20 protein-coding genes are annotated in these 21,922 nt (G+C 71.0%); 15 read left to right on the top strand and 5 right to left on the bottom strand.

Annotated elements, in window-relative coordinates:
- Nucleotides 1–41 precede the first annotated feature (41 nt).
- Entirely contained in the window at nucleotides 42–899 is an 858-nt protein-coding gene (locus tag EJ357_RS17190) for a fumarylacetoacetate hydrolase family protein (protein ID WP_126392475.1), read from the top strand.
- A gap of 95 nt (nucleotides 900–994) precedes the next feature.
- Here EJ357_RS17190 and EJ357_RS17185 read toward each other — a convergent pair whose 3' ends face one another.
- Nucleotides 995–1,516: a heme-degrading domain-containing protein gene (locus EJ357_RS17185; protein WP_126392474.1), complete on the bottom strand. Its 522-nt coding sequence runs from the start codon at nucleotides 1,514–1,516 to the stop codon at nucleotides 995–997.
- Nucleotides 1,513–2,586: a Gfo/Idh/MocA family protein gene (locus EJ357_RS17180; RefSeq protein ID WP_126392473.1), complete on the bottom strand. Its 1,074-nt coding sequence runs from the start codon at nucleotides 2,584–2,586 to the stop codon at nucleotides 1,513–1,515. Before EJ357_RS17180 ends, EJ357_RS17185 begins: the two co-directional genes overlap by 4 nt.
- Before the next feature lie 48 nt (nucleotides 2,587–2,634).
- Between EJ357_RS17180 and EJ357_RS17175 the strand changes: the two genes are divergently transcribed.
- From EJ357_RS17175 to EJ357_RS17115, 13 genes are all read left to right on the top strand, one after another.
- Complete coding sequence (locus EJ357_RS17175; RefSeq protein ID WP_126392472.1) at nucleotides 2,635–3,960, top strand: ROK family transcriptional regulator; 1,326 nt, start codon at nucleotides 2,635–2,637, stop codon at nucleotides 3,958–3,960.
- A gap of 162 nt (nucleotides 3,961–4,122) precedes the next feature.
- Nucleotides 4,123–4,908 (top strand): hypothetical protein, encoded by a 786-nt coding sequence (locus EJ357_RS17170; protein WP_407698494.1) that lies wholly within the window; start codon nucleotides 4,123–4,125, stop codon nucleotides 4,906–4,908.
- Nucleotides 4,909–5,004: 96 nt separating this feature from the next.
- Nucleotides 5,005–5,760 (top strand): GntR family transcriptional regulator, encoded by a 756-nt coding sequence (locus EJ357_RS17165; protein WP_126392470.1) that lies wholly within the window; start codon nucleotides 5,005–5,007, stop codon nucleotides 5,758–5,760.
- Between the two features lie 142 nt (nucleotides 5,761–5,902).
- Nucleotides 5,903–7,027: a TIGR03364 family FAD-dependent oxidoreductase gene (locus EJ357_RS17160; RefSeq protein WP_126392469.1), complete on the top strand. Its 1,125-nt coding sequence runs from the start codon at nucleotides 5,903–5,905 to the stop codon at nucleotides 7,025–7,027.
- Nucleotides 7,021–7,713 (top strand): phosphonatase-like hydrolase, encoded by a 693-nt coding sequence (locus EJ357_RS17155; protein ID WP_126392468.1) that lies wholly within the window; start codon nucleotides 7,021–7,023, stop codon nucleotides 7,711–7,713. Before EJ357_RS17160 ends, EJ357_RS17155 begins: the two co-directional genes overlap by 7 nt.
- Complete coding sequence (locus EJ357_RS17150; protein ID WP_126392467.1) at nucleotides 7,710–8,756, top strand: ABC transporter ATP-binding protein; 1,047 nt, start codon at nucleotides 7,710–7,712, stop codon at nucleotides 8,754–8,756. The genes EJ357_RS17155 and EJ357_RS17150 overlap by 4 nt, the downstream gene beginning before the upstream one ends.
- Nucleotides 8,749–9,531, top strand: a complete 783-nt coding sequence (locus tag EJ357_RS17145; RefSeq protein ID WP_126392466.1) for a 2-aminoethylphosphonate ABC transporter permease subunit — start codon at nucleotides 8,749–8,751, stop codon at nucleotides 9,529–9,531. The genes EJ357_RS17150 and EJ357_RS17145 overlap by 8 nt, the downstream gene beginning before the upstream one ends.
- Nucleotides 9,518–10,315 carry an ABC transporter permease gene (locus EJ357_RS17140; RefSeq protein ID WP_126392465.1) on the top strand — a complete coding sequence of 266 codons (798 nt, stop codon included), beginning with the start codon at nucleotides 9,518–9,520 and terminating at the stop codon, nucleotides 10,313–10,315. Before EJ357_RS17145 ends, EJ357_RS17140 begins: the two co-directional genes overlap by 14 nt.
- 66 nt (nucleotides 10,316–10,381) lie before the next feature.
- A complete protein-coding gene (locus EJ357_RS17135) occupies nucleotides 10,382–11,437 on the top strand; it encodes a 2-aminoethylphosphonate ABC transporter substrate-binding protein (RefSeq protein WP_126392464.1) in 1,056 nt (351 codons plus the stop codon).
- 131 nt (nucleotides 11,438–11,568) lie between these two features.
- Entirely contained in the window at nucleotides 11,569–13,107 is a 1,539-nt protein-coding gene (locus EJ357_RS17130) for an alkaline phosphatase family protein (protein ID WP_126392463.1), read from the top strand.
- 84 nt (nucleotides 13,108–13,191) lie between these two features.
- Nucleotides 13,192–13,971 carry an HAD-IIA family hydrolase gene (locus EJ357_RS17125; protein ID WP_126392462.1) on the top strand — a complete coding sequence of 260 codons (780 nt, stop codon included), beginning with the start codon at nucleotides 13,192–13,194 and terminating at the stop codon, nucleotides 13,969–13,971.
- Nucleotides 13,972–14,156: 185 nt separating this feature from the next.
- A complete protein-coding gene (locus EJ357_RS17120; protein ID WP_126392461.1) occupies nucleotides 14,157–14,756 on the top strand; it encodes a hypothetical protein in 600 nt (199 codons plus the stop codon).
- A 34-nt stretch (nucleotides 14,757–14,790) separates the two neighbouring features.
- A complete protein-coding gene (locus EJ357_RS17115) occupies nucleotides 14,791–15,456 on the top strand; it encodes a class F sortase (protein ID WP_126392460.1) in 666 nt (221 codons plus the stop codon).
- A gap of 224 nt (nucleotides 15,457–15,680) precedes the next feature.
- On the opposite strand, the gene EJ357_RS17110 is transcribed toward EJ357_RS17115, so the two are convergent.
- Nucleotides 15,681–16,469 (bottom strand): GAF and ANTAR domain-containing protein, encoded by a 789-nt coding sequence (locus tag EJ357_RS17110; protein WP_126392459.1) that lies wholly within the window; start codon nucleotides 16,467–16,469, stop codon nucleotides 15,681–15,683.
- A gap of 197 nt (nucleotides 16,470–16,666) precedes the next feature.
- On the opposite strand from EJ357_RS17110, the gene EJ357_RS17105 reads away from it, so the two are divergent.
- Nucleotides 16,667–17,692, top strand: coding sequence for a glycoside hydrolase family 6 protein (locus EJ357_RS17105; RefSeq protein ID WP_126392458.1), 1,026 nt, complete (start codon nucleotides 16,667–16,669; stop codon nucleotides 17,690–17,692).
- 66 nt (nucleotides 17,693–17,758) lie between these two features.
- On the opposite strand, the gene glxA is transcribed toward EJ357_RS17105, so the two are convergent.
- Both glxA and EJ357_RS17095 read right to left on the bottom strand, forming a co-directional pair.
- Nucleotides 17,759–19,696: a radical copper oxidase GlxA gene (glxA, locus tag EJ357_RS17100; RefSeq protein ID WP_126392457.1), complete on the bottom strand. Its 1,938-nt coding sequence runs from the start codon at nucleotides 19,694–19,696 to the stop codon at nucleotides 17,759–17,761.
- On the bottom strand, nucleotides 19,693–21,708 hold the full coding sequence (locus EJ357_RS17095; RefSeq protein ID WP_126392456.1) for a glycosyltransferase family 2 protein: 2,016 nt from the start codon (nucleotides 21,706–21,708) through the stop codon (nucleotides 19,693–19,695). Before EJ357_RS17095 ends, glxA begins: the two co-directional genes overlap by 4 nt.
- Nucleotides 21,709–21,922 lie beyond the last annotated feature (214 nt).

Below are 21,922 nucleotides of genomic sequence, written 5' to 3'. Positions count from 1 at the left end.
ACACATCGGCGGGCGCCCCGCGATCGAGGGAGATTGTGATCATGAAGCTGCTGCGAGTCGGTACGGCGGGAGCGGAGACGCCCGCGCTGCTCGACGCCGAGGGGGTTCTGCGGGACCTTTCCGGTGTCGTCCCGGACATCGACGGAGCGCTGCTCGCCGACGACGCTGCGCTGGGGCGGATTCGTGCGGCCGCGGACGCCGGGGAGCTGCCCGCGCTGGACGCCGGCGGGCTGCGAGTCGGGCCGCCCCTCGCGCGGATCGGCAAGATCGTGTGCATCGGGCTGAACTACCACGACCACGCCCGCGAGACCGGCGCCGAACCGCCCGCCGAGCCCGTGATCTTCTTCAAGGCCGCGGACACGGTCGTCGGGCCGAACGACACGGTGCTGGTGCCCCGGCGGTCGGTGAAGACCGACTGGGAGGTCGAGCTCGCGGTCGTCATCGGGCGTACGGCCCGCTATGTGGAGTCGGCCGAGGAGGCGCTCGCGCATGTCGCCGGGTACGCGGTGGCGCACGACGTGTCCGAGCGGGAGTTCCAGATCGAGCGGGGCGGGACCTGGGACAAGGGCAAGAACTGCGAGACGTTCAATCCGCTGGGGCCCTGGCTGGTGACGGCGGACGAGGTGGCGGACCCGCAGAACCTCTCCCTGAAGCTGTGGGTCAACGGCGAGCTGAAGCAGGACGGGACGACGGCGGAGCAGATCTTTCCGGTGGCGGAGGTCGTGCGGTACGTCAGCCAGTTCATGACGCTGTATCCCGGTGACGTGATCAACACGGGTACGCCGGCGGGGGTGGCTCTGGGGCAGCCTGAGCCGAAGCCGTTCCTGCGGGGCGGGGATGTGGTGGAGCTGGAGATCGAGGGGCTCGGTCGGCAGCGGCAGGAGTTCAAGGACGCGTAGGCGCTCCGCTGAGGGAGCCGGGGAACTGCGGGTTGTTTCGTCGGCTGCGGGTTGTCCGTGGCCGCTCGCGCAGTTCCCCGCGCCCCTGAAATCCTTTACCGCTGCTTGTGCAGGAACTCCTCCAGCGCCTCCACCACGAACCTGTGGTCCTCCAGCTGCGGCAACCCGCTCACCGTCACCGAGCCGATGACCCCGGCGCCCTCGACGTTGATCGGGAACGAGCCCCCATGGGCCGCGTAGGTGTCGGGGTCCAGGCGGGAGGAGTCCTCGAACGTCGTGCCCTTGGCCCGGAAGCGGGCGCCGACGATGTACGAGGCGCTGCCGTAGCGCTCCACCACCCGGCGCTTGCGCGCGATCCAGGCGTCGTTGTCGGGGGTGGAGCCGGGCAGGGCCGCGTGGAAGAGCTGCTGGCCGGCCCGGTGGATGTCGATGGCGACCGGGGCCTGGCGCTCGCGGGCCATCTCGACCAGCAGGGAGCCCAGGGCCCAGGCGTCCTCGTGGGTGAACTGGCGGAAGACCAGACGGCGTTCCTGGGCCTCCAGCTCCTCCAGCGGCGGGGTGATCTCCGGGTGGAACTTCGGGGTGATCTCCGGGTTGTGCGACTTGCTCGGGGTCACAGCTTCACCGCCACTCCGTCACGGGCCGAACGGCCGGCCGCCTCCAGTACCTCCAGGGCGGAGGCCGCCTCCAGGGCCGTCACCGGGTTGGGGCCGTCGTCCAGCAGTGCCTTTGCCACGGCCGCATAGTAAGCGGGGTAGTCGCCGGGGAGGGTGGGTTCGACGCGGCCGCCGCCCGTCAGGGGGGACTCTCCGGAGCCCACCCGGCCCCACAGCGACTCGGGTTCCGTACCCCAGCCGGCCGTCGTGTCCGGACGCTGTCCCTCCCGCAGTGCCGACTCCTGCGGGTCCAGGCCGTACTTGACGTATCCCGCCTTCGAGCCCAGCACCCGGAAACGGGGGCCGAGCTGGGCGGTCGTCGCGGAGGCGTACAGGTGGGAGCGGACGCCGCTCGCGTGCGTGAGGGCGATGAACGTGTCGTCGTCCGTCTCGGCGCCGGCGCGGCGGACGACCGCCTCGGCGTACACCTGCGTGACGGGGCCGAAGAGGACCAGCGCCTGGTCGACGACATGGCTGCCGAGGTCGTACAGGAGACCTCCGATCTCTGCCGGGTCGCCGGACTCCCGCCAGCCGCCCTTGAGTTCGGGCCGCCAGCGTTCGAAGCGGGACTCGAAGCGCCATACGTCGCCCAGCTCGCCCTTGGCCAGGAGCCCCCGGAGCGTCAGGAAGTCGTTGTCCCAGCGGCGGTTCTGGAAGACGGAGAGGAGCAGGCCGCGCTCCTCGGCCAGCGCCGCCAGCTCGCGCGCCTCGGCCGCCGTGCCGGCGATCGGCTTGTCGACGACGACCGGGAGACCCGCCTTCAGGGCGGCGGTCGCGAGCGGGACGTGCGTCTTGTTCGGGGACGCGATGACGACCAGGTCGAGGTCGGCGGCGCGGGCGAGCAGCTCGTCGGGCGTGGCGGTGACGGTGACGTCCGGGTGCTCGGCGCGGGCCTGCTTCTGCCGCTCGGGGTTCGACGTGACCACCGTGTCCAGGGCGAGCCCCTCGGTGGTGGCGATCAGCGGGGCATGGAAGACGGAGCCGGCGAGGCCGTAGCCGATCAGGCCGACGCGGAGGGGAGTAGCACTCATGGTCCCCACTTTCGCAACGCTGTTGCCAAAGTGCAAGCGGCAGGGACAATGGGGGGCGTGAACAGGACGAAGGGCGATGTCGGTGCCGGGGTCGGTGGGGTGAACCTGGGCGCCCTGCGCAGTCACAACACCGCGCTCGTGCTCGACCTGCTGCGCACGGCCGGCTCCGAGGGCATCAGCCGGCTCGAACTCGCCGAGCGCACCGGCCTCACCCCGCAGGCGGTCAGCAAGATCACCGCTCGGCTGCGGGAGGACGGGCTGGCGACGGAGGCGGGGCGGCGGGCGTCGACGGGAGGCAAGCCGCGTACGGTGCTGCGGCTGGTGCCGGAGGCCGGGCATGCGGTGGGCGTGCATCTGGACCGGGACGAACTGACGGCCGTGCTCTGCGACCTGACGGGCGCCGTGGTGGCCCGGCGCGGGACGCCGCTGGATCTCGGGGCCGGTGCGGAGACGGTCGTCGAGCGGGTCGTGCGCGAGGTGCGGGAGCTGGAGGCCGGGGGCGGGCGGGTAGTCCGGCCGGGGGCCGTGCTCGGCGTCGGGGTGGCGCTGCCCGGGCCGCTCGACCATCGGCGGGGTGTGCTGCACCGGGTCACCGGGTTCCCGGAGTGGAACGGCTATCCGCTGCGGGACGTGCTCGCGCGCAGGCTCTCGCTGCCGGTCGTCGTCGACAAGGACACCAACGCGGCCGCCCTCGGGCTCGCGGTCGGGGGAGCGGGCGCCTTTGCCGCGGTGGCTTCCGACGCGGCTGCCTTCGGCACGGTGGCTTCCGGCGCGGCTGCCTTCGGCACGGTGGCTTCCGGCGCGGTGGCCTCCGGTACGGCGGCTTCCGGCGCGGTGGCCTCCGGGGCAGCCGCGTCCGTCGCCGGCGCGCCCGTTGCCTCCTTCGCGTCCTTCGCGTATCTGCACTTCGGGGCGGGGCTCGGCGGAGGGCTCGTGATCGGGGGAGCGGTGCACCGGGGGGTGCGTACGGGCGCGGGGGAGTTCGGGCATCAGGTCGTCCAGCTGGACGGTCCGCCCTGCGAGTGCGGCAACCGCGGCTGCGTGGAGGCGCTGTGCCTGGCCGCGGTGGCGCGCGGCGACCTGGCGGAGGCGGCCCGCGTGCTCGGCACCGCGGCCGGCAACCTGGTCGCGCTGCTCGATGTCGACCTGGTCCTGCTGGGTGGCCGTACGGTCGCCGCGGCCCCGGAGACCTTCGTACGCGGGGTCGCCGCCGTCCTCGACGAACGCGCCCGGCGCGCGGGCGGGGACGCGGTTCCGGTGCGGGTCGCCTCCGGCGGGGGGCACGAGGGCCGGGGAGGGAGCGGGGGGAGCGGGGTCGCCGAAGGAGCGGCCCAGCTGCTGCTGGCGCCGCTGTTCGGGCGGGCCGAGGGGTGAGGGCGTCTCGGGTGTGCTGCCCGGCATCGGCTGACCGGCGTGAGCTCCCGGGGCGGATCGACCGGCATGGACTCCCCGGCGTCCGCTGATCGAGCGCACTTCCGTCGCCGTACGGAATGGCACCCCCCGAAAGCCGTACCCACCCGGCATGGTCATGTGTTTATGCGACTGCATACACCCGCCCCCCTCTGCCTCGCAGCAGCCGCCCTCCTCGCCGCGGCGTCCCCGGTGCGCGCGGACCCCCCGGCGGAGCTGCCCAGCTGCGCCACCGGTGACCGGGACTTCCCCCTCACCACCCGTCTCCACGGCGGCCCCGACTCCTACGCGGCCGGCGGCGGATTCGGCACCTGGTACCTGGAACTCACCAACACGACCGGGCGGACCTGCACCGGCATCCACCCCGTGGTCGTCCTCGTCGACGGCAAACGCGCCCTCAAGCCCTCCCAGCCCCGCCTGGAGTTCTACGGCGCCCGCAACGACACCCGCCCCCACCCGGTCCGCTTCGAGACCACCGACCAGGACGAACTCGTCGGCGCCTTCGACGGCTTCCCCGGCTTCACCGTCGGCCCTCGTGGGACCGTCACCGTGAAGGTCCGGCTCGCCCTCACCTCGGACACCGCGCCGAACGAGGTCATCGCCAACGCGGCCGTCGTCCAGCGCCACGACGGCGACGGCGACTGGGTCGGCCAGTCCAACGACTACCGCTTCAGCATCGACGCCGACCCGACCGCCGCCGCGACCGACCCGTCCGGCACGGCCGACCCGACCGCCCCCGCCGCCCAGAACGCCTCGCCGACCCCCGGCGGCGACATCGCCCGCAACCAGCTCACCTTCGCCGACGAACTCGCCCGCACCGGCCTCGCCTCGGGCCCCGGCGTCGCCCTCGCCGCCACGGCCTCCCTCCTCCTGATCGGCGCCGGGTTCCTCCTCGCCCGGAGGCGCCGCTGAGGCCGGGCCCGTCACCCGGGGGCGCCGCTCGGGCCGCCCCGCCCCTCACCTGAAGCCGCCGCCCGATCCCCCCGCCCCGTCTGCGACGATCCCTGCGTGGACTACCCGAACGACCAGGCCCCCGGCGCCCCCGTGCGCCACGGCATCCCCGAGCACGGCCGCATCCCGAAGTACTACGCCGTGAAGGCCCGCCTCGACGGCCTCATCGGCGAACTCGGCGAGGGCGACCCGCTGCCCACCGAACGCGACCTCTCCGAGAGTTACGAGGTCGCCCGCGAGACCGTCCGGCAGGCGATCCGCGAGCTGGTGCTGGAGGGCAAGCTGCGGCGGCAGGGGCGGGGCACGGTCGTCGCCGGGCCCAAGCTCGAACAGCCCCTCTCCCTCGCCAGCTACACCGAGGGCGTACGGCGCCAGGGGCGCACCCCCGGCCGTACCCTCGTCACCCTCGACCGCTTCCCCTGCTCCGCCGCCCTCGCCGCCGAGACCGGCCTCGAACGCGGCGAACCCGTCTGGCATCTGGAGCGTGTCCTGCTCGCCGACGACGAGCGGGTCGGCCTGGAGAGCACCTACGTCGCCGTGGCCCGGGTGCCGCGGCTCGACGCCGACTTCGACCCCGACTCCTCCTTCTACGCCTTCCTCCACGGGCAGGGCATCGCCTTCGGCGACGCCGACGAGCGCATCGAGACCGTGCTGGCCACCCCGCGCGAGGCCCTCCTCATCGGCACCCCGCCCGCCCTCCCGATGCTGCTGATCCACCGGGTGTCGAGGGACTCGGAGGGGCGGCCGCTGGAGCGGGTGCGATCCCTCTACCGAGGCGACCGGTTCTCCTTCACCACCCATCTAAGCGGCTGAAAAGTCCGGAAATGAAGCCATTCCACCACGCCTTCGACTATCACAAACAGATAACGGGTCTAGCCCAAACGTGATAGCCAGTTCACGCTCTCGTTGTCAGCCGGACCCTTCCGGTTCCCCGATCCCGAGGAGCGTGGCCGTCGTGAGAGTGACAGTCGTCGGAGCCGGCGTGGTGGGCACCATGCACGCCTGGCAGGCAGTGGAACGCGGCCACGAGGTCGTACAGATCGAGCGCGAGACGGAGGCTCGCGGCGCCTCGCTGCGCAACTTCGGGCAGATCTGGGTGAGCGGCCGCGCGGGCGGCGAGGAACTGGAAACCGCCCTGCGGGCGCGGGAGTTGTGGGAGGAGATCGGGGCCCGTGTACCGGGGCTCGGGTTCCGGCCGAACGGGTCCCTGACCCCCGTCCGAGGCGACCTCGAACTCGCCGTCGCCGAGGCCGCCGTGGCCCGCGAGGACGCCGCCGCCCGCGGCCACAAGCTGCTGACCCCCGACGAGGCGCGCGCCCTGAACCCCGCTCTGCGCGGTGAGTTCACCGCCGCCCTGTACTGCGAGCGCGACGCGGCCGTAGAGCCGCGCACCGCCCAACTCGCCCTGCGTGAAGAGCTGCTGAAGTCCCCGAACTACACCTTCCGGCCAGGACGGGAGGTCCGCGAAGTCGTCGGACACGGCGCCGTCCGCGACGACCACGGCGACGTGCACAGCGGCGACGTCGTCATCCTCTGCACGGGCGCCTGGCTCGGCGGCCTGGTCCGCGAGCTGGCCGGACCCGACCTGCCCGTGCGCCGCGTACGCCTGCAGATGATGCAGACCGCCCCGCTCGGCGAACCGCTGACCACCTCGGTCGCCGACGCGGACAGCTTCCGCTACTACCCGGCGTACGCCTCCACCGCACTCGACGCGCTCAACGCCGGCCGGCCGCAGTCGGAGACCGCCGCGGCCCACCGTATGCAGCTGCTCATGGTCCAGCGCGCGGACGGCGGGCTGACCATCGGCGACACCCACGAGTACGAGCACCCCTTCGCCTTCGACACCGTCGAGGACCCCTACGACCACCTCACCGAGGTCGTCGAGTCCCTCCTCGGCCGCCCGCTGCCGAGGATCCGGCGCCGCTGGGCGGGGGTGTACGCGCAGTGCACGGACCCGGGGCGGGTCGTGCACCGGCAGCAGGTGCGCGACGGGGTGTGGCTGGTCACCGGGCCCGGCGGGCGCGGCATGACCTGCTCGCCCGCGATAGCCGAGACCACCGCCAAGGAGCTGGGATGGTAGACGCACCCGAGAACACCCGGAACAGCCAGGACATCCGACTCGTCGTCCTCGACATGGCCGGCACCACCGTCGCCGACGGCGGCCTCGTCGAGCGGGCCTTCGCGGCGGCCGCGCGCCACGTCGGCGCGGACCCGGAGGCGGGCCTGGACCACGTCCGCGCCACCATGGGCGAGTCCAAGATCTCCGTCTTCCGGCATCTGTTCGGGGAGGAGACGAAGGCACAGGAGGCCAACAAGGCCTTCGAGGCCGCGTACGCCGACCTCGTCGACGCCGGCGAGGTCGCGGCCCTGCCCGGCGCGCACGAGGCCGTCGAGGAGCTCCGGGCGCAGGGCCGTACGGTCGTCCTGACCACCGGGTTCGCGCGCCCCACGATGGACGCCATCCTCGCCGCGCTCGGCTGGCAGGACCTGGTGCCCCTCACCCTGTGCCCCGCCGACGCCGGGGGCCGGGGGCGGCCGTACCCGGACATGGTCCTCACCGCCTTTCTGCGCACTGCGGCCGCCCAGGACGTCCGGCAGATCGCCGTCGTCGGCGACACCTCGTACGACATGCTCAGCGGGGTCCGCGCCGCAGCGGGCGTCGTCGCCGGCGTCCTGACCGGCGCGCACGGCGCCGACGCGCTGCGGGCAGCGGGCGCGACCCATGTCCTCGGCTCCGTCGCGGAGTTGCCCGGAGTGCTGACATGAGCGGCGGTATCCGCTTCGACTCCGTCACCGTCGCCTACGACGGCAACGTCGTCCTCGACTCCCTCGACCTCACCGTCGAGCCCGGCGAGGTCATGGCCCTGCTCGGGCCGTCCGGGTCCGGCAAGACCACCGCGCTGCGGGCGGTCGCCGGGTTCGTGCGGCCGGCCTCCGGGCGGGTGTTCCTCGGCGGGCGGGACGTGACGGACCTGCCGCCGTACCGGCGGGGCATCGGGATGGTCGTCCAGCAGTACGCGCTGTTCCCGCACATGCGGGTCGAGGAGAACGTCGCCTTCGGGCTGAAGGCGCAGAAAGTCGCGCGGGGCGAGATCCGTGAGCGGGTGGCCCTGGCGCTGGAGATGACCGGGATGGCGGCCTACGCGCGCCGCCGTCCCCGTGAGCTCTCCGGCGGACAGCAGCAACGCGTCGCGATCGCCCGCGCGTTGGCGATACGGCCCGACGTCCTCCTCCTCGACGAACCCCTCTCCGCACTCGACGCCCGCCTGCGCTCCGACATGCTCGCCGAACTGGCCCGGCTGCACCGCGAGTTGCCCGACGTGACGATCCTGTACGTCACCCACGACCAGGTCGAGGCCCTCACCCTCGGCGACCGGATCGCCGTGATGGACAGGGCCCGGCTGCGTGCCTGCGGGACGCCCCGGGAGCTGTACCGGGCGCCCGCCGACGAGTTCACGGCGTCCTTCTTGGGCGGCGCGAACCTGTTGCCGGTGACGGTGGGGGAGGAGGGCGTCTTCCTCGGCGGGCGGCGGATCAAGGTGTCGGGGGAGGCTCCGGGAGCGGCGGCCACCCTGTGCGTACGGCCGCATCTGGTCGGCCTCGGGGACGGGCCCAACCAACTCGCGGGCACCGTCAGCGAGATCCAGTGGCGGGGGTCCACCCATCGGCTCTGCGTGGACGTGGACGGCAACCGGGTCATGGCGGACGTACGCGAGCTGAAGGACCCGCCCGCGCACGGGGACTCCGTGACGCTGCACTTCGCACCGGAGGACGCGGTGCTGCTGGCCGCGGGAGTCACCGATGACTAGGCGGCTGCTGTGGACGGTGCCGCCCGTCGCCGTCCTGACCCTCCTCTTCCTCTACCCCCTCGCCCTCGTCCTCCAGCAGTCCGTCCAGCCCGACACCGGCGGCACCTCCCTGCAGCCGTACGCCGACGTCTTCGCCTCGGAGGCCTTCCGGCACGCGCTGTGGACCACCGTCTGGCTGGCGCTCGCCTCCACCGTCGGCTGTCTGGTGCTCGGGTTCGCGCTCGCGCTGGTCATCGCCTTCGTGCCGTTTCCCGGGGCGAAGGCGGTCGCCAGGTTCATCGACGTCTATCTCTCCTTCCCGTCCTTCCTCATCACCCTCGCCCTGCTGTTCATCTACGGCACGACCGGCATCATCGGCTCCTTCCAGTTCCTCACCACCCCCTGGGGCGTCCTCCTCGCCGAGATCACCTACTTCACGCCCTTCGTCGTACGACCCCTGCTCGCGGCCTTCTCCCAGCTCGACACCGCCCAACTGGAGGCGGCCAGTTCGCTCGGGGCGCGTCCCTGGCGCGTCGTCCGTCGCGTGATCCTTCCCGAGGCCCTGCCCGCTCTCGCGGCGGGCGGCAGCCTGGTGCTGGTGCTGTGCCTCAACGAGTTCGGGATCGTCCTGTTCACCGGCGCGAAAGGCGTCACGACCCTGCCGATGCTCGTCTACAGCAAGGCGATCCTGGAGTCCGACTACCCGGGCGCCTGCGTGGTCGCCGTCGTCAACGTCCTGATCTCCGTGGGCCTGTACGGCCTCTACCGGGTGGTGAGCCGTCGTGCTGGTGCATAGCCGCGGGGCGAAGTGGGCCGTATGGGCCGTGTTCCTCGTCCTGTTCCTGCCCGTGTTCGCCCTGCCGCTCCTCGTCGTCCTCGGCGCATCCTTCGCCACCAACTGGTCGAGCGCGCTGCCCTCCGGCTTCACCACCGGGCACTACGACGCCGCCACCCGCGGCGAGGCCCTCCAGGCCCTCACCACCAGCCTCCTGACGGCCGCCGCCGCGAGCCTGCTCGCCCTGGCCGCCGGGACCTGGGCGGCGCTCGCGGCGGCCGGGTTGAAGCGGCGGTACCGCAGGGTCCTGGACGCGCTCTTCGTCCTCCCGGTCGCCGTGCCCTCCGTGGTCGTCGGCCTCGCGATCCTGGTCGCCTTCTCCAAGCCGCCGTTCCTGCTCAACGGCACCCGGGAGATCGTGATCCTCGCCCACACCGTCCTGGTCACCGCCTTCGCCCACCAGTCCGTGTCCGCCGCCCTCGCCCGTCTCGACCCGGCCTACGAACAGGCCGCCGCCTCCCTCGGAGCCCGGCCCGGCTACGTCCTGTGGCGGGTCAGGCTCCCCCTCCTCCTGCCGTCGCTCACCGCCGCCGCCGGCCTCTGCCTCGCCCTGTCCATGGGCGAGTTGAGCGCCACGATGATGCTGTATCCGCCCGACTGGACCCCGCTCCCCGTCCTGATCTACGCGGCCACCGACCGCGGCGCCCTCTTCACCGGCTCCGCCCTCGCGGTCGTCCTGATGGCGGCGACCCTGCTGGCACTGTTCGCCGTCTCCCGGATCCGCACCCGAGCCTCGTACCGCTGAACCCCCTGGCCCCGGCTCTCCGCCCGGCCCGCAAAAACCCTCAACGCGCAAGGAGTTCACCCCGCCATGCCCAGAAACAGCCTCAAGCTCGCGGTAGCCCTCTCCCTCCTGGTCACCCCGCTCCTGTCCGCCTGCGGCGGCAGCTCGGCCGCCTCCGACGAGAAGGTCGTCACCGTCTACAGCGCCGACGGCCTCAAGGGCGAGAACGGCGACGGCTGGTACGACCGGATCTTCAAGGACTTCGAGAAGCAGACCGGCATCAAGGTCGAGTACGTCGAGGGCGGCTCCGGGGAGATGGTGCAGCGCGCCGCCCGGGAGAAGCCCAACCCGCAGGCCGACGTACTCGTCACGCTCCCGCCGTTCATCCAGCAGGCCGACGGCAAGGGCCTGCTCCAGAAGTACGCCCCGAAGGGCTCCGACCAGGTCGGCGACGCCGGCAAGAGCGCCGACGGCACCTGGACCTCGGTCGTGAACAACTACTTCGGGTTCATCTACAACAAGAAGGAGCTGCGGCAGCCGCCCACGACGTGGGAGGACCTGCTGGACGGCACGTACAAGAACAAGCTCCAGTACTCCACGCCGGGTGTCGCCGGCGACGGAACCGCCGTCCTCATCAAGGCGATGCACGACTTCGGCGGCGAGAAGCCCGCCATGGACTACCTCGGCAAGCTCCAGTCCAACAACGTCGGCCCCTCCGCCTCCACCGGCAAGCTGGCCCCCAAGGTCGACAAGGGCGAACTCCTCGTCGCCAACGGCGATGTCCAGATGAACTACGCCCAGTCCAAGACCATGCCGAACCTCGGCATCTGGTTCCCGGCGAGGGAAGGCGGCAGGCCCACCACCTTCGCCCTGCCCTACGCCGCCGGGCTCGTCACCGACGCCCCGCACACCGAGAACGGCAGGAAACTGCTCGACTTCATGCTGAGCCAGGGCGCCCAGCAGCAGGTCAGCGCGATCGGCGGCGGCTTCAGCGCCCGCCAGGACATCAAGGCCACCGGCGCGGACGCCGAAGCCCTCACGAAGATCATGCACGGCGTCGAGGTCTTCGAGCCCGACTGGGACGACATCGACGAGCACCTGACGTCGTACGTCGAGGCCTGGAAGGCCGCCACCGGCAGCTGACGCCGACGCCGACCGCCCTTCTCCCACCCTTCCCTCGATCAGCGCCCCCGCTTCTCCCCAGCGCAACGCCCCTGGGCACGACAACCGGGGGCGCTTGCCGTGCCCGCGCACACTTGTCTCAGGAGGATCACGTGAGATCACCGCTCTCCCGACGCACCGTCCTCACCGCCACCGCGGCGACCGCCACCACCGTGGCACTGGGCACCGCCGCCGCCTCCCAGGCCCACGCCGTCCCCACGCTCCCGAACGGCACCAGCAAGGACAAGGTGCTCGTCGTCGGCATGGACGGCCTGCGGCACGACCGCATCGACGCGGCGAACGCCCCGCACCTGAAGGCCATGATGAGCGAGGGCACCTACGGCACCTCGCTGCTCTACGCGAGCCCGATGGCCGCCACCTCGTCCGGCCCCGGCTGGTCCACCGTCTCCAGCGGAGTCTGGCCCGACAAGCACGGCGTCAAGGACAACACCTTCACCGGCAAGCAGTACGACCGCTACCCCGGCCTCCTCGCCCGCCTCGCCCGGATCCGGCCCGCGCTGTCCACCTACGCGGCCGTCGACTGGAAGCCCCTGGACACCCAGGGCACCGTCACCCCCGGCGCGGACGCCAAGCTGGTCCTCGACGGCGACCGCGACGGCTACTCCGGCCACGACGCCACCATCGCCGCCGAGACCGAGGCGATCATCCGCGACCAGAACCCCGACGTCCTCTTCGTCTACCTCGGCCAGTCCGACATCGTCGGCCACAACCAGGGCGCGGGCAGCCAGGCCTACCTCGACCAGATCGCCGTCCAGGACACCTACCTCGGCCGGCTGCGCGCCGCGATCAAGGCCCGCCCCGGCTACGCCTCCGAGCGCTGGACGGTCATCGTCACCACCGACCACGGCCACCTGGACGCGGGCGGCCACGGCGGTTCGCTGGTCGACGAGCGGCGCGTCTTCGTCCTCGCCACCGGACCCGGCATCGCCGCGGGCGCCCGCCCCGTCGACACCCGTCTGGTCGATGTCGTCCCCACCGTCCTGGCGCAGCTCGGCATCCCCGTCGACCCCGCCTGGGGCCTGGACGGCAAGCCCATCCAGGAGCGGTCCGCCGACCCCTTCGACGCCCTGCGGCCCGCGCTGACCGCGCGGGTCGACGAGACCGGCATCCCGGCCGGCGTGCTCGGCTTCACGCACACCCCGCCCAGCGGCTGGTCGGTCATCAACAACGCCATGGGCACCGGCGGGACGACCGAGTGGCGCGGCTGGGCCTTCGCCACCGACGAGTTCTGGTCCCGCACCCAACGCGACCAGTGGCGTGAGCTCAACGTCCGCTCGCGCGGGGTGTTCGCGGTCGCCGACTCCGACGAGTGGGCGGACAGGACCTTCTCCGGTCCGTACGACTCGACCCTCGTCACCCCGGCGTACGACGTCACCGGGAAGACCAAGGTGCGGCTGGACTTCACGACCCTCTACCGGCAGGAGGGCTCCCAGACCGCCCGGATCCTGGTGTCCTTCAACGCCGGAACGCCCACCGTCGTCAAGAGCTACACCTCCGACGTCGTCTCGCAGCCGCAGTCCGTTTCCGTCGACGTCCCCTCCGGGGCCTCCAGTGTGTGCTTCCGTTTCCGCTACACCGGTTCCAACAACTGGTACTGGGTGATCGACGGGGTCAGGATCAGCCAGTCCTGATTACGCTGGGGGCGTCGGTACGCCGTGGTTCCGGCGCCCCGCTCATCCCGTACGCAGTACGCAGGCCAGGAGAGTCACAGCAACATGGCAGACCGCAAGCCCATAGAGTCCTGGCTCACCGACATGGACGGTGTGCTCATCCACGAGGGCGTACCGATCCCCGGCGCCGACGCCTTCATCAAGAAGCTGCGCGATTCCGGCAAGCCGTTCCTCGTCCTCACCAACAACTCGATGTACACCCCGCGCGACCTGCACGCCCGGCTGAACCGCATGGGCCTGGAAGTGCCGATCGAGAACATCTGGACCTCGGCGCTGGCCACCGCCCAGTTCCTCGACGACCAGCGCCCGGGCGGCTCGGCGTACGTCATCGGCGAGGCAGGCCTGACCACCGCGCTGCACGACATCGGCTACATCCTCACCGACCACGACCCGGACTACGTCGTCCTCGGCGAGACCCGCACCTACTCCTTCGAGGCCATGACCAAGGCGGTCCGGCTCATCAACGGCGGCGCCCGCTTCATCTGCACCAACCCCGACGAGACGGGTCCGTCGACCGAGGGCCCGCTGCCCGCGACCGGCGCCGTCGCCGCACTGATCACCAAGGCCACCGGCAAGCAGCCGTACTTCGCGGGCAAGCCGAACCCGCTGATGATGCGGACCGGCCTGAACGCCATCGGCGCCCACTCCGAGAGCAGCGCCATGATCGGCGACCGGATGGACACCGACGTGCTGGCCGGCATGGAGGCCGGGATGCAGACGTTCCTGGTGCTCACCGGCCTGACCCGGCCCGAGCAGGTCGAGAACTTCCCCTACCGGCCGTCCAGGATCGTGGACTCGATCGCGGACCTCGTCGAGCGGATCTGAAACCGGGATCTGAAACCCGGATCTGAGACCGGGACCGGGGTCTGTAACCGGGATCCGGCTGCGCGACAGCGGCTCCGCCGCGTGGCCGTACGGCCGCAACAAGACCCGTACGGAGCAGTGCGGGCCCCGCAGAGGATGCGGGGCCCGTGCTCCGGGGGGAGCCTCCAGATAACTGGAGGTTCACGATGGGATCACTGCGAGTCACTCTCTGTGCTATCGCCGCTCTGGGCGCGGTGGCCGTCATCCCGGCGGCACACGCGGCGGACGGAGCGGCCGAGGGGGGTGTCTCGGTCAGCCCGTCGTCCCCGCACCCGGGCAGCGACGTCGCGCTGCGGGTGAGCGGCTGCCCGGGGAAGACCGCGACGGCCGTCTCCACGGCGTTCGTCGCCGACGCCCGCCTCACGGTCGGTGACTCCGGCGCCCTCGTCGGCGAGAGCCGCGTCCGCTCCACGCTGCGGGCGGGGACGTACGACGTGAAGGTGACCTGCGGGCAGGCGGCCGCCAAGGGCGACGTCACCGTCGTACCGCAGGGCACGGACCGCTCCGGACGGCAGGGCTCGCAGCCGTCCGCCCCCGCCTCACCCGTGGCCCCGGTCCGGGCCGGCGGCGGGGGCACCGTACAGCTCTCCGTCGTGGACGCCCGCGCGGCCGGTCCCGGCACGGCACACACCGTGACCGGGCTGGTCCTCGCCGGCGTCGCGGCCACGGCCGTGGCGGTCAGGAGCGCGCGCCGGAGCCGACAGCAGCGCGAGGCGGTCACCCGGGAGGCGGGTGGGCGGCGGTGAACGGTGCTCGGCCGCGAGGCGGGCCGCGCTGACCATGTCCGGACACGAACGTACCTCCCACGGCGGTCGCCTCCTGATGGGCGTGGCCTGGGCCGTGCTGCTGCTCGGGCTGTGGCTGTGGGGGCGGGAGCTCACCGACGTACGGCAGGCCGTGTCCGCGCCCGTGTCGGGCGATGTCGCCGCGGTGGGACGCCCGCAGCAGGTGCGGCTGCCGCCCGCCGCCCGGCCGCTCGGGGACGCGTTGCCGCAGCGCCTCGACATCCCGGGGCTCGGCGTGCGGGCACCGGTCGTCGCCACCGGGCTCGATCAGCAAGGAGCCATCGACGCGCCGCCCTACGAGCGGGCCGGTGACGTCGGGTGGTACGCGGCCGGGGTGAGGCCGGGAGCCGCCGGGGCCGCGCTGATGGTGGGGCACGTCGACACCCGGACCCGGCCGGCCGTCTTCCACCGGATCGGCGCGCTGCGGCCGGGCGCGACGGTGCGCGTGCTCCGCGACGACGGCACGGTCGCCGAGTTCACCGTGGAGAACGTACGCGTCGTGGCCCGCGACCGCTTCGACGCCCACCAGGCCTACGGCGCACGCCACGACGGCCGCGCCGAACTCCGCCTGATCACCTGCGGGGGCACCTTCGACCGCACGACCCGCAGCTACACGGCGAACGTGATCGTGTCGGCGTACCTCACGGGCACGGGGCTGTGACGGGGTGCTGTGCCCCCACCTGGCCCGGTCGACGACCGCTCCCCCGAAGCCGCCGACCGGGCTGGTCCTCAACCGCGCGCGCACGGGCTGCGGGAGTAACCCGGCGACCGGCGCGGGAGGTCTCGAGTGACCAGTGGGGATTGTCCGACCGGGGGCTGGGGTCGTCCGGAGAAAACTTTAGAACGGATGTCCGCCGGGGCCTAGAGGGCCAGGTGGCGGACCGGTTACGCGGGTCCCGCGTCGCCCTCGTCGCCCCCGCGCCCCGCCTCCCGGCGCAGCGCGGCCTCGTCCACGACCCCGTCGATGACCTCCCGCGCGACCCGGTCCAACGGCACCCGGCGCCGGCGCGCGTACTGGCGCAGCGCCACGAAGGCGTCGTCGGCCGCGGTGTTCCAGCGCTCGGCGAGCATGCCCTTGGCCTGCTCGATGCGCACCCTGCTGGACAGCGCCTGCTGCAACTGACCGGCGACGGTGCGGCATTGGACGTATACGGCATGGTTCTGCAGCCCGAGGGCCGTGCAGTCGGCGATGAGCTGGGCCAGCCGCAGCTCCGTGTGCTCCTCTGGCGAGGTCCCGGCCGGGAGCGTGGCCACGAAGACGTTGAGCGCCCCCAGCAGCCGCTCGTGGCGGCGCAGCGGGACCGCGAAGGTGCCGACGATGTCGTGGGCCAGCGCCCGCTCCGTGAACTCCGGCCAGCGCGCCGCCGCCCGGGCCGCCCCGATGGAGACCGGCGGCACCGGCCGGCCGGAGCTGTAGCTGTCCAGGCAGGGCCCGCCGCTCCGCTGGGCCCGCAGCAGATCGAGCGCGGCCTCGCGATGCGCGGCGCTCGCCGCCAGCGACACCGTCCCGTCCTCGTCGATCAGCATGAATCCGGCGGCCCGCGCGGCCAGCAACCGCACACAGTGGTCGGCGACGCGCGGTAAGTAGTGCGCGGCCTCGAAGCCGTCGACGAGGGTGTCCGCCGATTCCACCAACGCCTCCGCCAGCCGTATCTCCCGGGTGGACCGGTGCATGACGCACCCTCCCCTTCCCCTGTCTCCCCTGTCGACCGCGTCCTGCGGACGCGCCACCTACTCTGCCCCTCGGAGCCGTGCCGGGGAGCCGTTCCGGTGGCTGTAACAGCTCCCCGACAAGATCCGGCGACCTCGTGTGTCCCTCGGCGGGTATGTCAGGATTGAGCCTTGGAACAGTGCACCCAAGGGGGAGTTGGATGTACCTGCAGAGGGGGGCCTCGAGGGGCGCTCGTGCGCGGACGACCGCGGTGGTGCTGGGGGCGGCACTGCTGGTCGCGGGCTGTTCGTCGTCGGGGGACGGCGATGAGCCGGAGGACAACGCCGGGATCAGCCAGCAGCCCAAGGACACCGATCCGTTCTGGGTGAACCCGGACGGGAACGCGGCACAACAGGTCGTGACCTACCAGAAGTCCGGCAAGAAGGAGGACGCCGAGCAGATCCGCAAGATAGCTCAGCAGCCGACGGGCGAGTGGATCAGCCCGGAGAGTCCGGAGGAGCAGGCACGCGGCTTCACCGAGGCCGCCGACAAGGCGGGCCGTACGGCGCTGCTCGTCCTCTACAACATCCCGCACCGCGACTGCGGCCAGTTCTCGGAGGGCGGCGCCGCGGACGGCAACGCCTACCGGGCGTTCGTCGACAGCGTCGCCAAGGGCATCGGCGACCGTGAGACGACGGTGATCCTGGAGCCGGACGCGGTGCTGCACATGGTCGACAACTGCACGGCCCCCGAGTACCACGAGGAGCGCTACGACCTCCTGAGCGGCGCCGTCGCCAAGCTCAAGTCCCTGAAGAACACCAAGGTCTACCTGGACGCGGGCAACGCCGGCTGGGGCCACCCGGACCAGATCTTCGACCCCCTGAAGCGGGCGGGCATCGACCAGGCCGACGGGTTCTCGGTCAACGTCTCCAACTTCTACACGACCGAGGACTCGATCGCGTACGGCAAGGAGCTCTCCGCCAAGGTGGGTGGCAAGCCCTTCGTGATCGACACCAGCCGCAACGGCAACGGCCCCTACACCGGGGGCAACCCGGACGAGCGCTGGTGCAACCCGCCGGGCCGCGCGCTGGGCGAGACGCCGACGACGAAGACGAAGGATCCGCTGGTCGACGCGTATGTGTGGGTCAAGCGCCCGGGCGAGTCCGACGGCGAGTGCAAGGGCGGGCCCAAGGCGGGGGAGTGGTGGGCGGACTACGCCCTGAACCTCGCGAAGGCCAGCAAGTAGGCCGTACACACTTGGGGGCGCCCTCCGTCACGGAGGGCGCCCCCAAGGCATGTGCTTGCTCGCTCGCTAAGGAACCCTGACCCACTGCGCCTTGCTCGGCGTCCCCTGGTCGTCCGTCACGAACAGCATGTACCACCCCGACGGAACCAGGTTCCGGTTCGTCGGCACGGTCACCGTGATCTTGTCGCCGGACTTCTTGAAGTCCAGCGCGACCGACCGTTGGTCCACGTCCGTCACATGCGTCGACGCGCTCGGCCGGATCAGCCGGGCGTTCTGGATGGACGACGCGTGCTGCGAGGTGAACGTGCCCGTCCCGCCGCGCCTGATGGTCTGCGGGCCGCCCGACAGCGACGGCTGCGCGTCCCGGTACAGATACGGCGGCGTGTAGATCTCGATCCGCTGCTCGAACTCGCCCGGCTTGGTGTTGGCCTTGTCGGCGTAGAGCGAGTCCGAGCCGAAGAACATCACGCGGCCGTCGGGCAGCAGGATCGACCCCGAGTGGTAGTTGCGGCCCACCAGCGGGTCGGCGACCCGGTCCAGGGCGCCCGTGCCCGCGTTGTAGAGGTGCGCCTGGAGGATGTTGGAGTCACCGCGGCCCCGGTAGTCCTCGGAACCGCCCGACACCAGCACGGTGTCGTCCGGCAGCACCGACGCCTGCGGATAGCGCGTGCCCTTCTCCAGCGACGGCCCGTCCACGAACTTCGGGTCGTCGTCCTTGAGATCGATGAGCCGCGTCTTCTCGCTGGACTCCTTGGACTCGCCGACGCCACCGCCGCCGATCACCATGTACTTCTCGTCCTGCGCCGGCGGCAGCAGCACGGTGCCCGAGGTCTCCATCAGCTTGGGATCGCTCAGCCCGGCCAGCTTGGTGAACTTGTTGGTGTCCACGTCCCAGATGCCGGGGTCGCGGCCCACGTCGTCGGGGCCGTAGCCCGCGTTCGAACCCGAGTAGAAGATCTTGCCGTTCTCCAGCGGGAACAGCGCCGGGTACGTCGGGAACTGCCGCACCTTCGCCGTGTACGTCCACTTCTTGGTCTTCGGGTCGTACACCTCGTTCTTGCCCGGCACCAGCTGCCCGATGTCGTCGAGGCCGGAGACGCTGAGGATCTTGCCGTCGCTCAGGGTGGTGAGCGTCGGATACCAGCGGGCCTCCTTCATCGGGTCGACCTTGATGTACTTCTCGGCGACCGGGTCGAACTCGTAGGCGTCCCGGATGCCCTGGAAGTCCTTCTTGTCGAGGGCGAGCTTCTGCGCGATGCCGTACGTGTTGCGCGCGTCGGCGCCGGACAGCCCCTGGACGCGGTAGTTGTCCTGGGTGCCGGTCTCGTACTTGGCGCCCTTCTTCTGCGCCTCGACATAGATCCGGCCGAGACCTGGGTCGTTGCGCAGGAACTTGCCGGTCGCCTTGTCGAAGACCTTCTTCGCGCGCGGCACCAACACCGGGTCCTTGGAGACGAACGTCTTGCCGTTCTCCTTGCCGGAGAACTTGGTGCCCGCGGGCAGCGTGATCGGCCGGTCCGGGTTCTCGTTGTGGACGATCATCAGGCCACCGGCCTTGGTGACGTCACCCTCCAGCTTCTCGTACCGCTTGGTACCGCCCGCGATCAGCAGGTTGCCGTTGGACAGCTGGGTGTGGCCGGTGCAGAACAGGTCGTTCGGCGTCGGCACCTTCTTGATCGTGCCCTTGACCGGGTCCCAGATCCGGGTGTCGTACTTCTTCGCGTCGAAGTTGTCCTGATCGTTGCCCGAACCCGCGATCAGCAGCACCTTGCCGGTGTGCAGGAGCGCCGCGTGGATGGTGTTCTGGCGGTACTCCTCCGGGAAATCGACGATCTCCCACTTGCCGTTCTCGGCTTTGTACTCGGGCTTGTTGATTTGGTACTGGTGGTATTTCTCGGTGCCGACGCGATAGAGCCACGGCCCGTTCATTCCGGCCAGCGCGAGCACCACCGCCGTGCCTATCGCGAGTCGACGAGCACGGCGGCGGCCTGCACGGTCGTTCATTCCTTACGTCCCCCAAGTCCACCAAGGGCAATCTGCATGGTCTGGTCGTTGCCTGCGGCGCCACCACCACTGTTCGACGCGGCCCAACTCGGCTTGTGCTGGCCGTGGGGCGCGTGCGCGGAGGTCTGCGTCGGCAGCGGCTGCGGCTGGTACGGCATCGCCGACCCGCCCGTCGCCACCGCTTCCTGCGGCCCGGTCTGGGCAGGCACCGTAGCGGACGGCCTCTTCTTGTCCTGCCGCAGCATGTAGCGCCAGGCGAAGATCGGGGTCGCGGTGATCAGCATGGCGAACGTCGCCCAGATGATCATCGCGGGGTGCGAGTGCCCGTACACGAATCCGGCCGTGATCGAGGCGCCGAAGATGACGATGAAGTACCAGTGGTACCGGAAGGTCCCGAACCAGCGGTCGGGGCTGGCCGAGTCGCCCTTCGGGGTCACCACGAACTTGCTCTTCTTGCGCAGCACCGAGTCGATCAGCGCCTTCGCGTACAGCGGCGCAGACAGCGCGGACATCACCATGCCGGCCACACCACCGGAGCCCTCGGGCTCGTGCGGCGAGACGTTGTGGCGGCGGTTCCAGACGTACAGGCCGATCTGGAGTGCGGAGGCGTTGCCGTAGAGCATCAGCCAGATCGTGGGGTCGATGTTCACACCCGAGGCGCCCAGGCCCAGGAACAGCGCACAGCTCAGCGCGGCCAGGATCCAGTTGAGGGCGGACATCGGGTAGAAGATGATCATCATCGTGTAGTTGAAGAGCTTGCTCGGCGGCAGCGAGTACCAGCCCTTCCAGTACTGCTTGAGGATCGTCTCGTACGTCCCTCGCGACCAGCGCATCTGCTGGGTGAAGAAGTCCGTCCAGGCGCTCGGGCCCTCACCGACGGCCAGCACATCCGGCGTGTAGACCGAGCGCCACTTCTTGCCCGTCGCAGGGTTCTTGTGGCGGTGGATCTCGAAGCCGGTCGCCATGTCCTCGGTGATCGAGTCGTACAGACCGCCGATCTGCTTGAGCGCCTTGATGCGTACGGCGTTCGACGTACCCACGAACATCGGGGAGCCGTACTTGTTGCCCGCGCGCTGGATGAGGGCGTGGAAGAGGAACTGCTGGGACTCGGCGGCCTTGGTGACGAAGTTGTCGTAGTTGCCGTAGACCTGCGGGCCGATGACGAAGCCGATGTTCGGGTCGCGGAAGAAGCCGAGCATCCGCTCCAGGTAGTTGGGCAGCGGCACGTGGTCGGTGTCGACCGAGGCGAAGAAGTCGTAGTGGTCGCCGTGGGCGTCGAGCCAGGCGTTGTAGTTGCCGTGCTTGGTCTTGGCGCGGTGCGGGCCCTTGGCCTGGTTCCACTTGGCGACGCCCTTGCGGGAGAAGTGGTGCACGCCGAGCCGTCGGCAGACCTCCTTGACCTCCGGGTCGTCGCCCTCGTCGAGCAGCCAGACGTGCAGCAGGCCCCGGTGGCGCAGCTTGACGGCCGCCTCCAGGGTCTTCGTCACCATCTCCAGCGGCTCCTTGCCGGGCACGAAGGAGGTGAGGAAGGCCACTCTCGTGCCGGTCTCCGGCACCACCGGGATCGGGTCGCGGGCGACCAGCGTGGCGTGCGCGTTGGACAGCACGTTCATGCAGCGGAAGAACTCGATCAGACCGATCGAGACGAGCATGACTATGTCGAGCGCCGGCAGGAAGTCGAAGGCGGGATAGTCCCGTTCGGTCCAGTGCTCGGGCTGCAGCAGCCAGAACAGCAGGACGAGCGAGAGCACCGGGGCGGCGGCGAGCATCAGTGCGACGCGTATCCGGTGCGGCTCCTGCGAGATCAGCGAGCGGTACTCGACCCGGTACGGCTTGTTCGGGTCGGGCTGGGTGAGGGGGCCGGCCAGCCGGCTGTAGTGCTCGTAGTCGTACTTCGGCAGCGTCTTCTTGATCCGGCGAAAAGCCCCGGTCCGGGTCTGTGACGGCACCCTGAGCTGGGCTGTCTGAGACGGGTCGAAGTTCTGCCGGGCGCCCGTCGGCGTCGACGTCATGAGTCATCCCCCCACACGCAGCTCAACCGCGTGTCTGTCGGTTCCTAACGACTGTGTCGATCCCCCTCGACCTGCACAGGCGTATCAGTGGTGGGCCGCAGTCACCACATCTTCCACACCTTAGACATGGAAACGCGACCTTCCGGTTGCATCATGCCCCCCTCGGCATGCGGTCATGAACGGGGCCCCCTACTCCCCGTAAAAACCGGCAACC

Source organism: Streptomyces cyaneochromogenes (genome assembly GCF_003963535.1).
Classification (GTDB): Bacteria; Actinomycetota; Actinomycetes; order Streptomycetales; family Streptomycetaceae; genus Streptomyces; species Streptomyces shaanxiensis.
The sequence above is the reverse complement of the archived record's forward strand: the minus strand, read 5'-3'. Positions and strand labels throughout refer to the sequence as shown.